An 11,927-nucleotide genomic window follows, 5' to 3' on the forward strand; every position below is an offset into this window, starting at 1 on the left:
GCATGAGCACCAAGCAATTCGACGTCGTCGTCATCGGCGGCGGCCCCGGCGGCTATATCGCGGCCATCCGCGCGGCCCAGCTGGGCATGAACGTGGCCTGCATCGACGAGTGGAAGAACGACAAGGGCGGCCCCGCCCTGGGCGGTACCTGCACCAACGTCGGGTGCATCCCGTCCAAGGCGCTGCTGCAGTCCAGCGAGCACTACGAGCACCTGAACCACCACTTTGCCGACCACGGCATCACGGCGGACAACGTCAAGATCGACGTCGCCAAGATGCTGGCCCGCAAGGACCAGGTCGTGAAGCAGAACAACGACGGCATCGTCTATTTGTTCAAGAAGAACAAGGTCACGTTCTTCCACGGCCGTGGCTCGTTCATTGCCGCCAAGGATGGCGGTTATGAACTCAAGGCCGGCGAAGAAACCATCGCCGCCAAGCAGGTCATCATCGCCACGGGCTCCAACGCCCGCGCGCTGCCTGGCGTGCCGTTCGACGAAGAGAACATCCTGTCCAACGACGGCGCGCTGCGCGTCGGCACCACGCCCAAGAAGCTGGGGCTGATCGGTGCCGGCGTCATCGGCCTGGAGATGGGCTCCGTCTGGCGCCGCCTGGGTGCTGAAGTCACCGTGCTGGAAGGCCTGCCGGCCTTCCTGGGCGCGGTGGACGAGAGCGTCGCCAAGGAAGCCGCCAAGGTCTTCAAGAAGCAGGGCCTGGACATCCAGCTCGGCGTGAAGGTCGGCGAGATCAAGTCGGGCAAGAAGGGTGTCAGCGTCGCCTACACCGACGCCAAGGGCGAAGCCAAGACGCTGGAAGTCGACAAGCTCATCGTCTCCATCGGCCGTGTGCCGAACACGATCGGCCTTGGGGCCGAGACCATCGGCCTCAAGCTTGACGAGCGTGGCGCCATCGTCGTTGACGACGACTGCAAGACCAACCTGCCCGGCGTCTGGGCCATCGGCGACGTCGTGCGCGGCCCGATGCTCGCGCACAAGGCCGAGGAAGAGGGCGTGGCCGTGGCCGAGCGCATGGCCGGCCAGCACGGGCATGTCAACTTCAACACCGTGCCCTGGGTCATCTACACCAGCCCCGAGATCGCCTGGGTCGGCAAGACCGAGCAGCAGCTCAAGGCCGAAGGCGTGGCCTACAAGGCCGGTCAGTTCCCCTTCCTGGCCAACGGCCGTGCCCGCGCGCTGGGCGACACCACCGGCTTCGTCAAGTTCCTGGCTGACGCCAAGACGGACGAGATCCTGGGCGTGCACATCATTGGCCCGTTTGCGTCCGAGCTGATTTCGGAAGCTGTCGTTGCGATGGAGTTCAAGGCCTCGGCCGAGGACATCGCGCGCATCTGCCACGCCCACCCGTCGTTGTCCGAAGCAACGAAGGAAGCGGCGCTCGCCATCGACAAGCGCACGCTGAACTTCTGAAGTGACCTCAGTCACCGAGCTCTACCAGCAGACGCTGGCCGAGCGCGGCTACACGGCCGACGCGGCGCAATTGAGCGCCGTGTCGTCCCTGCAGCGCTGCCAGGACGAGTGGGAGGCCTACAAGGCCCGTCGCAGCAATGCAGTGACCAAGCTGCTGGTGCGCCCGCCCATCCCGCGCGGTGTCTACATGTACGGCGGCGTGGGGCGTGGCAAGAGCTTCCTGATGGACTGCTTCTTCCAGGCCGTGCCGCTGACGCGCAAGACGCGGCTGCACTTCCACGAGTTCATGCGCGAGGTGCACCGCGAGCTGCAGGAGCTGAAAGGCATTGCCGACCCGCTGGAGGAACTCGGCAAGCGCATTGCGCGGCGCTTCCGCCTGATCTGCTTCGACGAGTTCCACGTCTCCGACGTGACCGACGCGATGATCCTGCATCGTCTGCTGGACTCGCTGTTCCGCAACCGCGTCAGCATCGTCACGACCTCCAACTTTCATCCGGACGGGCTGTATCCCAACGGCCTGCACCGCGACCGCATCCTGCCGGCCATCGAGCTGCTGAAGGCCAACCTCGAGGTCATCAACGTGGACGCCGGTACCGACTATCGGCGCCGCACGCTGGAGGACATGAACCTCTACCTGACGCCGTTGAACGAGGCGACCGAGGCGACCCTCACCAAGGCCTTCGAGTCCCTCGCCGAGGCGCAGGACGAGGACCGCAAGCTGATGATCGAGCACCGCGCGATCTACGCGCGCCGGCGCGCCGGTGGCGTCGTCTGGTTCGATTTCCAGAACTTGTGCGCCGGCCCGCGCTCGCAGAACGATTACCTGGAGCTGGCCAGCCAGTTCCACACCGTCATCCTGTCCGACGTGCCCGAGATGCCGGTGCGCCTGGCCAGCGAGGCGCGCCGCTTCACCTGGCTGGTGGATGTGCTCTACGACCGCCGCGTCAAGCTCATCATCTCGGCTGCCGTGCCGGCGGAGCAGCTTTACACCGAAGGCCCCCTGGCCCACGAGTTCCCGCGCACCGTGTCGCGCCTGCAGGAGATGCGCTCGGCGGAGTACCTCGCGCTCGCCCGCCGCGAGGTCGATACTTCGCTGACATGAGCCTTCGCCCCCTGATCCTGCTGCTCGTCGCCACGGCGGCCGCAGCCCAGCCCGCGACTCGCGCCGAGGTTGCTGCCCAGCGCGCCGCGATCGAGCAGCGCTTTGCGCGAGACAAGGCCGAGTGCGAGCAGCGCTTCACCGTCGCGGCCTGCCTCGACGAATTGCGCCAGCGCCGCAACGAGGCCCTGGCACCGCTGGTCCGCCGCGAGCATGAGCTGGCCACAGAAGAGCGGCGCCAGCGTGCAGCCGCCCAGACCCAGCGCGTGCGGGAGCGCGAACAGGCGTCGGCTCAGGACGAGGGCCAGCGCCGCGAACGCGCCGTCATGACGGTGCGGCCGTCCGCACCGTCTGTGCCCGCGTCACATCCGAGCCGCGCCCGCAGTGCCGAGGATGCCGAGCAGGCGCGCCGGCAGGCCGTCAACAAGGCCGAGGGCGAAGCCGCCAAGCGCCGCGAGCAGGCCCGAGAGCGTGAGCTGCACCAGCAGCAGCGAATCGCCGAGCACGAGGCCAAGGAGAAGCACCGCACCAAGCCGCTGGCGGCACCCTTGCCGCTGCCTGGGGCTGCCGCAGCCTCGGCAGCGTCGAAGCCGAACTGACCCCTCAGTCGAGGTTTTCGAGCTTGATGATGGCGAGCGACAGGTTGTCGCCGCCGCCACGGGCGCGCTGGCGCGCCTTGCTCACCAGCAGCTCGGCCGCTTCACGCGGCGGCAGGCTGTAGAGCACGCTGCCCAGCTCCTGGGCGGTGAAGTAGTGCCACAGCCCGTCGCTGCAGCACATCAAGGTGTCACCCACCTCCATGCCCTCGAAGCGCTCTGAGCTTGAGGTCGGGTCCTGCACCGTGCCCAGGCAGGCCGTCAGCAGATTGCTCTGTGGGTGCGAACTGGCCTCGGCTTCGCTGAGCTGGCCCTCGTCGACGAGGCGCTGCACGTAGGAATGGTCCATCGAGCGCTTGACGAGGCGGGCGCCGCGGAACCAGTAGATGCGCGAGTCCCCGGAGTGGATCCAGTGCGCGCAGCGGTCGCTGGTGACGACGAACGCGGCAATCGTGCTGTGCGGCTCCTCCTCGGCGGAGATGGCCGTCAGCTTGATCATCAGATGCGCCTCGGACGTGATCTGGCTCAGCAGCTCGGCCGGCAGCTCGTCCTCGGGCGAATAACGCTCGAACAGCTGGCGCGCGGTCAGGACAACCTGGTCGGCCGCCTTGCGTCCGCCGCTCTTGCCCCCCATGCCGTCGGCCACGATGCCCAACACGCAGCCCGCGATGCGCGGGTGAGCGATGACGGCCACCTGATCCTGCTGATAGGCCCGGTCCCCGCGATGGGTGCCGGTGGCTGCGGTGAGTCGGAAACCGACGGCGGTGGGTGAGGGCATGCCGAAAACTATACTGGCCAGTGAGCTTTCGCTCCGCCGCAACTTGCCCCGGAAACCCTCGGATGGATGAACAACTTCACTCGTTGCCGCGGCGGCTTATCGAGTTGCGCATGGAGCATGCCGACCTTGACGCCATGATCGACCGATTGGTCGAGCAGCCGCCCGTGGACGAATTGGCGCTGCAGCGGCTGAAGAAGCGCCGGCTCGCCTTGAAGGACATGATTGCGCGGCTTGAGGCCACCACGGAGCCCGATGACCTCGCCTAGGAGTGTGTTTGTACGCCGGGCATGGCGCCCGCAAGGCAGCCCAGCGACGCAATCTAGGCGTGCGACGCAGTGCAGGCTGGGTGCCTGCACCAGTCGCGCAACAACGAGTGCGTCGCTGGGCTGCCTTGCCCTTCGGGTTGCCCCGCAAAAACAGCGTCTGCGGCGTTGCAAATCCTCGCCGGGCAGGGAGCCCGGCTGCGGTTTGCGCCTTGCATCCACTGCTTTTGCGGGGCAACGGGCGCTATGACCGGCGTGCAAACACACTCCATTGACGACTGGCTCGACGCCCTCGATCAGGCCACCCCTCCCGCCCCGCCCGCCGCCGACGAACTCGAACAAGCCGTTCTGGCCGCCTTTGACGTCGACGGCCCCTTGGCGCGTCTGGACAAGGGCTACAAGCCGCGCGAGCCGCAGCTGCAGATGAGCCGCGCCGTGGCGCGCGCACTCAGCCGCCGCCAGGCCCTGGTGGTGGAGGCCGGCACCGGTGTCGGCAAGACCTTCGCCTACCTCGTGCCGGCCCTGCTGGCTGGCAGCCGTGCGCTGATCAGCACGGCCACCAAGAGCCTGCAGGACCAGCTTTTCCTGCGCGACCTGCCGCGGCTGACGAAGGCGCTGAACACGCCCGTGCGCCTGGCGCTGCTGAAAGGCCGCAGCAGCTATCTGTGCCTGCACCGGATGAAGGAGGCGCGCGTGTCCGGCGAATTCCCGGACCGTCGCACGGCGCTGTCGCTGGCACGCATCGAACGCTGGGCTCTGGGCACGACGACTGGCGACTTCGCCGAGATCGACGGCCTGGACGAGCGCTCGCCCATCATCCCCATCGTCAGCTCCAGCCGCGAGAACTGCCTGGGCCAGGAATGCCCCGACTGGCGCGCCTGCTACGTCGTGAAGGCCCGGCGCGAGGCGATGGAGGCCGATGTCGTCGTCGTCAACCACCACCTCTTTTTCGCCGACATGACGCTGCGCGACACCGGCGTGGCCGAGCTGCTGCCCAGCGTCGAGATCGCCATCTTCGACGAGGCCCACCAGCTGGCCGAGGCGGGCGTGCAGTTCCTCGGCACGATGCTTGGGACGGCGGCGCTGATCGACTTTGCCCGCGATGTGCTGGCCCAAGGACTTGCCCATGCGCGCGGTGTGCATGACTGGCAGGCCTTGCACGCCGGCGTGGAGAAGGCGGCGCGCGAGCTACGCCTGGCCGCGGCCGGCCCGCTGGCGACGGCCGGCCGCGAACTGCGCGGCACGCTCAAGCTTGGCTGGAAGGAGCGTGCCAGCCAGCCGGCATTCGGCACGGCGCTGGCGGGCGTCGAACAGGCGACGGCGGCGGCTCTGGAAGCGCTGACGGCCGTGCGCGACGCCTCGCCTGATTTCACCCGCCTCTGCGAGCGTGCCCAGGAACTGCGCGACCTGGCCAAGACCTTCGCCGCTGACCCCGATCCGGGCGACGTGCGTTGGATCGACATCAGCCCATATGCCGCCCGCCTGGTTGAGTCGCCGCTGGACATCCGCGACGCGATGCAGCAGCAGCTCGAAGGTGCACCAAAGGCCTGGGTGTTCACGTCGGCGACGCTGGGCGACGACGAGGGCCTGACCTGGTTCACCGAGCCCGCCGGCCTGACCGACGCCGAGGTGTTGCGCGTTGGCAGCCCCTTCGACTATCCGGCCCATGCCCGGCTTTACGTGCCGCGTGGCTTTCCCAAGCCCAGTGAGCCCAGCCACCCGGCCAGCGTCGCGCTGCTGGCCTCGCGTCTGGCCCGCGCCCTCGGTGGCCGCACCTTTGTGCTGACGACGACGCTGCGCAACCTGCAGACGGTGGCGGATGCACTGCGCGAGCGCTTCGAGGAAGGTGGCGACGCGATCGCCGTGCTGCAGCAGGGCGCGCTGCCCAAACGGCTGCTGCTGCAGCGCTTTCTGGACAACCCGGCCGCCGTGCTGGTCGGCTCGGCCAGCTTCTGGGAAGGCATCGACGTGCCAGGGGACGCGCTGCAATGCGTGCTCATCGACAAGCTGCCTTTCCCGCCGCCCAACGACCCGCTCGTGGAAGCGCGCGTGCAGCGCCTGGAAGCACAGGGCCGCAATGCCTTCTCGGAGTATTTCGTCGCCGAGGCGGCCATTGCGTTGAAGCAGGGCGCCGGTCGGCTGATTCGCACCGAGACCGACCGCGGCCTGCTGGTGGTGTGCGACCCGCGCATGGCGGGCATGAACTACGGGCGCCGGCTGCGGGCGGCGTTGCCGCCGATGGCGCCGGTGGCCAACGAGGCCGAGGCGCTGGCCTGGCTGCAGCGCCTGAATGAAGAACGGGCCTGAACGGCCCGTTATCTTCGAATCAGCTTCGACTTACCAAAGCTGCCACCAGGGCTTGCGCTTACCCTCATTGCCCGAGGCGTACACGCTGCTCGGGAAGTTCTTGTCCAGCACGCGGCGGGCGTCGTCGCGCAGCTGGGTCAGGCCGAGCTTGTCGTAGCTCTCGCTCATGATGAACAGGCCTTCCTCGATGCCGGGCGCGTACTGGAACTCGGCCACGGCTGATTGGGCGCGGTTGGCCGCGGCCACATAGGCTTTGCGGTTGAAGTAGTAGCGCGCGACGTGGATCTCGTAGGCCGCCAGCGTGTTGGTGATGAAGTTGATGCGCGTCGTCGCCTCGGCCGAGTACTTGGACTCGGGGAACTGCTCGACGAGCTGGCGGAAGGCCAGCAGCGCTTCACGCGAGGCCTGCTGGTCGCGCTCGGACACGTCCTGGTTGGCCAGGCGGCCGAACAGGCCCAGGTCTTCGTTGAAGTTGACGATGCCCTTCATGTAAAGGGCGTAGTCCATCGCCGGGCTGGACGGGTTGAGCTTGATGAAGCGGTCCAGCGTCGCAATTGCCTGCGCGCGCTCGGCCGTGCGGTAGTAGGCCCAGGCCACATCCAGCGTCGCTTGCTGGCCCATCGTCGTGCCCGCGGCGCGGCCCTCGATCTTCTCGAGCGACTTGATGGCGCGGTCGTAACTGCCCGCGTTCAGGTCGTCCTTGGCGTCTGCATACAATTTGTCCAGCGCCGCCTGGGAGTTCGGATCCTCCTTGGGGGTGGACCCGCAGCCGCTCAAGCCAAGCGCGAGCGCCATCAGGACAGTGCCAGCGACGAAGCGGCTGGCCTTGAATTTCTCAACAAACATGTCTGAAGTCGACGGCGATGCTGCCGGCTGGTCACAGGGAACAATGGACGCGGAGTATAGGGTGGGGGGTCAAGAAGATTTCGAGCAGGACGCCGAGGACAGTGGCGACGCCGAGCGGCGGAGCGCTGAAGTCGATGCCCAGGGGCATGGCGAGCGTCTCGATCGCTGGCTGACGGCACAAGCGCCGGAGTTCTCGCGCAATCATCTGCAATCGCTGATCGAGCGCGGCTGCGTGACGGTGGACGGCAAGGTGCTGGAGAAGGCTGCGCACAAGCTGCGCGCCGGCCAACGCGTCGAGATCGAGCTGTTGCCGACCGACGAGAGCCGCGCCTTCCGCGCCGAGGCGATGGCGCTGGACTTCGTCTACGAGGACGAGCACCTGCTCGTCGTCAACAAGCCGGCCGGCCTTGTCGTGCATCCGGCGGCAGGCAACTGGTCGGGCACGCTGATGAACGGCCTGCTGGCCTATCACGCCGCCGCGGCGACGCTGCCGCGCGGCGGCATCGTGCACCGGCTGGACAAGGACACCAGCGGCCTGATGGTCGTCGGCAAGACGCTGGAAGCCGTCACGGCGCTGAGCCGCATCATCGGTGCGCGCGAGGTGCACCGCGAATACCTGGCGCTGGCCTGGGGCCGTGTCGAGGAGCCCTTTGTCGTCGAGCAGGCGATGCGCCGCGACCCGATCTCGCGAGTGAAGATGGCCATCGCCCCTGCCAACCTCGGCAAGCCGGCACGCACTGATTTCTTCCCGCTCGGCGTTGGCGAGGTGAATGGCCGGGCCGCCAGCGCTGTGCACTGCGTGCTGCACAGTGGCCGCACCCACCAGATCCGTGTGCACCTGATGCATAGCGGCCACCCCATGATGGCCGACGTGCTCTACGGCGGCGCGCCTGCCCTCGGGCTCACACGCCAGGCGCTGCACGCGGCAAGGCTGTCCTTGACCCATCCGATCACGGGCGAGCCCCTGGTGGTGACCGCGCCGCTGCCTGCCGACCTGGCCGCTGCGTGGGCCGAGATCGGTGCCGCTGACCTGCCGGGCTGACACGGCTATACAATGCATTCCGGTTGTTGTGGCAGCCAGCGCGTCCCGAGCTCGACAAGAGGGGCGCGACCCGCGCGGTTAGCAGTCCATCCGCCCGCCGGTCAACCACCCCGATCGCGTCCCGCTGGAAGGCTGTTGAGCCCCACGGTGACGCCCGGACAGACCCCGTCCGCTTCGCCTGAGGAACGCTGTGAGCGCCCAGGCCCGGACGGATTGCCAAGCTAGGCTTGATTGAGGGCGCAATTGCGTTCATGAACACCCAGGATGCCAAGCGCGTCCTTGAGACCGCGCTGATCTGTGCCTCGCAGCCGCTGACGCTACGCGAGATGCGCAGCCTGTTCGCCGATGAACTCGGCGCCGACAGTGTGCGCAGCCTGCTCGACGAACTTTCGCGCGACTGGGAAGGCAAGGGCGTCGAGCTGGTCGCGCTGGCCTCGGGCTGGCGTTTCCAGAGCCGCCCCGAGCTGCGCGAATACCTCGACCGCCTGCACCCCGAAAAACCGCCGCGCTACTCGCGGGCTGTGCTGGAGACGCTGGCCATCATTGCCTACCGCCAGCCCGTCACGCGCGGTGACATTGAAGACATTCGTGGTGTCGTCGTCGCCAGCCAGATCGTCAAGCAACTCGAGGACCGCGGCTGGATCGAGGCCATCGGCCACCGCGAGACGCCTGGCCGCCCGGCGCTTTACGCAACGACCAAGTCCTTTCTCGACGACCTTGGCCTGGCCAGCCTGGAACAGCTGCCGGCCCTGGACGTCGGCAGCGAGCCGCCGGCCTTCGAGGCCCTGCAAGGCCAGTTGCTGGATGCTGCCGACGACCTGCCGGCCGAAGCTCCAGCCGAAGCCGTGGTTGAGGCGCCCGCCGAAATCGCCGCCGATATGCCTACTGAAGTACCCGTGCCCAGCCTGAGCCTGTTTGGCGACGACGGCACGCCCGCGCTTCCCAGCCCCAATCCCTCCGACCCCACCGCCCCGCCCCCGCAACTTCAGCCCGAATCCGCATGAACGACGCCGCCGATCAAGACAAGCCCCTGCCTACTGCCGCTGACGCCGAGGCGCCCGCTGCGCCCAAGCGCCGCCGAGCCGCGCCCAAGGCCGCGGCCGCGGTCGAAGCTGCACCCGAGGTGACGGAAGTTGCCGAAGCTGCCGTGCCCGTGAAGCGCACGCGCCGCAAGGCTGAGGCCGTTGCCGAAGAGGCTGCCGCGCCTGAGGCCGCGCTCGCCGAAGAGGTGGCTGCGCCGGCCCGCAAGCGTGCGCCGCGCAAGACGGCCGTGGCCGAAGCCGCGGTCGAGGAGGTTTCGACGGTGGCTGTCGACGCGCCCGCACCTGCGCCGGCTCCGATCTTCACGCTCGGGGCTGATGCGCCGGCTGTGTCGACCGGGGAGGGCGGCGACGGGGATGACGGCGAAGGCGAAGGTGAGGACGGTGAAGGGGGCGAAGACGGCGAGCGTGGTGGCCGCAGCCGCAACCGCCGGCGCAACCGCAAGGAACGCGCCGAGCGCCAGGCCTCCGTGCAGGGCAGCGGTGGCGGTAGCGGCGAGCTGCCCGGCCCGGTGATGGCGCCTGAGCTGGTCGAGGCCGCGGGGGCGCGCTTTGCTGATGTGTTGTCGGGCAACCTGGATGCCGAGTCTGAAGCGCCGGACGCAGAGCCGCCCGTGCTTGCGCCGGCAGCCGAGGCCGCCGAAGAAGGCGCCGACGAGGCTGAGGGCGAGACCAAGCGCGTGTTGGCCGCGGATGCCGACGCGCCCAAACTGCAGAAGGTGCTGGCCCAGGCCGGCATCGGCTCGCGCCGCGACATCGAGGAATGGATCGCGGAAGGCAAGATCGAAGTGAATGGCGAGGTCGCCCACGTCGGCCAGCGCATCTCCTTCGGTGACCGGGTGCGCGTCAACGGCAAGGAAGTGCGCGTGCGCATCTCGCCGCCGAATCCGCGCATCCTGGCCTATCACAAGCCCACCGGCGAGGTCTCGACCTTCAACGACCCGGAAGGCCGCCCGACGGTGTTCCGCTCGCTGCCGCGCGTGCAGGGCCAGAAGTGGCAATCCGTCGGCCGCCTGGACATCAACACCGAAGGCCTGCTGCTGTTCACCAACTCCGGCGAACTGGCCAATCAGCTGATGCACCCGCGCTTCGGCGTCGAGCGTGAGTACGCGGCCCGCGTGCTGGGCGCGTTGACCGACGAACAGCGTGCCAAGCTGCTCGAAGGCGTCAACGTTGAAGGCCAGACGGCCTCCTTCAAGAGCATCGAGGACGGTGGCGGCGAAGGTGCCAACCGCTGGTATCGCGTCGTCATCACCGAAGGCCGCAACCGCGAGGTGCGCAAGCTGTTCGAGGCCGTCGGCATGGTCGTCAGCCGCCTGATCCGCATCCGCTACGGCACCGTCGTGCTGCCGCGCGGCCTCAAGCGCGGTGTCTGGGTTGAACTGGGCGACGACGACGTGCGCGTCATCCGCCGCTTGGCCGGGCATACGTCCAACAGCGGCCAGGGCCAGGCACAACGCCAGGAGGGCCCAGGCCAGGGCCACGGTCAAGGCAAGGGTCAGCCGCAACAGCCTCAACAGCAGCAGGGCAACAAGAACGATCGCAACAAGCGCCGTTCCGACGACCGCCACGGCGGCGTCGGCCCGCGTCCGAGTCGTCCGCCAGAGGCCCAGCCGCCTCAGCTGGCCCGCCCGCCGCGCGAGGAGCGCGCCCCGCGCCGCGACGACGAGGAGGATGACGGCTTCATCCCTCACCACGTCAACCCGTTGGAGCAAACCTTCGACCGCCGCCACGCCACCAGTGGCAAGCGCGGCCTTCCGCAGGGCTTCGGTGCCGGCGGCAGCCAGCAGGACGACCGGTCCGGCAGGGGCGGCGGCAACAAGGGCAACGGCCCGCGTGAGCCCGATCCGATGCAGACCTCGGTGGGCTACATCGGCGGCGACGCCTTCCTGCGCCGTGGCGGCGGTGGTGGCGGCCGCGGTGGCAAGGGTGGCGGTGGTGGGGGCGGTGGTGGCCGCTCCGGCGGCGGCTACGGCGGTCGGCGTTGAAACTCGGCGGGCGGCGTAACTAGGGTCATCCCTGCCCGCTACAATCGCAGGCTTTGTCCAACACGCCCCATCAGGAGAACTCCATGGCAATCGAACGCACCCTGTCCATCATCAAGCCCGATGCCGTGGCTAAGAACGTCATCGGCCAGATCTACGCCCGTTTTGAAGGCGCCGGCCTGAAGATCGTTGCGGCCAAGCTGGTCCAGCTGTCGCGCGCCGACGCCGAGGCTTTCTACGCTGTGCACAAGGCTCGCCCCTTCTTCAACGACCTGGTGACCTTCATGATCTCCGGCCCGGTGATGATCCAGGCGCTGGAAGGCGAGGGCGCCATCCTGAAGAACCGTGACCTGATGGGCGCCACGGACCCGAAGAAGGCCGAGAAGGGCACCATCCGTGCCGACTTCGCCGACAGCATCGACGCCAACGCCGTGCACGGTTCGGACGCCGCCGAGACCGCTGCGGTCGAGATCGCGTTCTTCTTCCCCGGCATGAACGTTTACGCCGGTCGGTAATCCTCTCAAAACGGGGTCGGTGACCCCGGTCC

General features: G+C 68.2%; 11 protein-coding genes. 9 read left to right on the top strand and 2 right to left on the bottom strand.

The features are described from left to right. The first annotated feature begins 2 nt into the window (after nucleotides 1-2). From lpdA to AC07V5_RS14380, 3 genes are read left to right on the top strand one after another with little or no spacing between them, the layout of a single operon-like run. Entirely contained in the window at nucleotides 3-1,424 is a 1,422-nt protein-coding gene (gene lpdA / locus AC07V5_RS14370) for a dihydrolipoyl dehydrogenase (protein WP_495116353.1), read from the top strand. Between the two features lies 1 nt (nucleotide 1,425). After that, nucleotides 1,426-2,526: a cell division protein ZapE gene (gene zapE / locus AC07V5_RS14375; RefSeq protein ID WP_495116354.1), complete on the top strand. Its 1,101-nt coding sequence runs from the start codon at nucleotides 1,426-1,428 to the stop codon at nucleotides 2,524-2,526. Then, complete coding sequence (locus AC07V5_RS14380; protein WP_495116355.1) at nucleotides 2,523-3,122, top strand: hypothetical protein; 600 nt, start codon at nucleotides 2,523-2,525, stop codon at nucleotides 3,120-3,122. The genes zapE and AC07V5_RS14380 overlap by 4 nt, the downstream gene beginning before the upstream one ends. 4 nt (nucleotides 3,123-3,126) lie before the next feature. On the opposite strand, the gene AC07V5_RS14385 is transcribed toward AC07V5_RS14380, so the two are convergent. Further along, on the bottom strand, nucleotides 3,127-3,897 hold the full coding sequence (locus AC07V5_RS14385; RefSeq protein ID WP_495116356.1) for a PP2C family protein-serine/threonine phosphatase: 771 nt from the start codon (nucleotides 3,895-3,897) through the stop codon (nucleotides 3,127-3,129). A 62-nt stretch (nucleotides 3,898-3,959) separates the two neighbouring features. Here AC07V5_RS14385 and AC07V5_RS14390 point away from each other — a divergent pair, with 62 nt between their 5' ends. After that, nucleotides 3,960-4,163 carry a YdcH family protein gene (locus AC07V5_RS14390; protein ID WP_495116357.1) on the top strand — a complete coding sequence of 68 codons (204 nt, stop codon included), beginning with the start codon at nucleotides 3,960-3,962 and terminating at the stop codon, nucleotides 4,161-4,163. Between the two features lie 345 nt (nucleotides 4,164-4,508). Continuing rightward, nucleotides 4,509-6,467 carry a DNA repair helicase YoaA gene (gene yoaA, locus AC07V5_RS14395; protein ID WP_495117066.1) on the top strand — a complete coding sequence of 653 codons (1,959 nt, stop codon included), beginning with the start codon at nucleotides 4,509-4,511 and terminating at the stop codon, nucleotides 6,465-6,467. A gap of 30 nt (nucleotides 6,468-6,497) precedes the next feature. Here the strand turns inward: yoaA and AC07V5_RS14400 are convergent, their stop codons facing one another. Continuing rightward, nucleotides 6,498-7,313 (bottom strand): outer membrane protein assembly factor BamD, encoded by an 816-nt coding sequence (locus AC07V5_RS14400; RefSeq protein ID WP_495116358.1) that lies wholly within the window; start codon nucleotides 7,311-7,313, stop codon nucleotides 6,498-6,500. A 43-nt stretch (nucleotides 7,314-7,356) separates the two neighbouring features. Between AC07V5_RS14400 and AC07V5_RS14405 the strand changes: the two genes are divergently transcribed. The 4 genes from AC07V5_RS14405 to ndk all read left to right on the top strand — a co-directional run bounded on the left by AC07V5_RS14405 (nucleotide 7,357) and on the right by ndk (nucleotide 11,895). Then, nucleotides 7,357-8,355, top strand: coding sequence for an RluA family pseudouridine synthase (locus AC07V5_RS14405; RefSeq protein WP_495116359.1), 999 nt, complete (start codon nucleotides 7,357-7,359; stop codon nucleotides 8,353-8,355). Nucleotides 8,356-8,606: 251 nt separating this feature from the next. Beyond that, nucleotides 8,607-9,359 carry an SMC-Scp complex subunit ScpB gene (gene scpB, locus AC07V5_RS14410; RefSeq protein ID WP_495116360.1) on the top strand — a complete coding sequence of 251 codons (753 nt, stop codon included), beginning with the start codon at nucleotides 8,607-8,609 and terminating at the stop codon, nucleotides 9,357-9,359. After that, nucleotides 9,356-11,383, top strand: coding sequence for a pseudouridine synthase (locus AC07V5_RS14415; protein ID WP_495116361.1), 2,028 nt, complete (start codon nucleotides 9,356-9,358; stop codon nucleotides 11,381-11,383). Before scpB ends, AC07V5_RS14415 begins: the two co-directional genes overlap by 4 nt. An 83-nt stretch (nucleotides 11,384-11,466) precedes the next feature. Continuing rightward, entirely contained in the window at nucleotides 11,467-11,895 is a 429-nt protein-coding gene (gene ndk / locus AC07V5_RS14420; protein WP_495116362.1) for a nucleoside-diphosphate kinase, read from the top strand. Nucleotides 11,896-11,927 lie beyond the last annotated feature (32 nt).

The organism is Roseateles sp. GW821-FHT02E12, assembly GCF_059421665.1.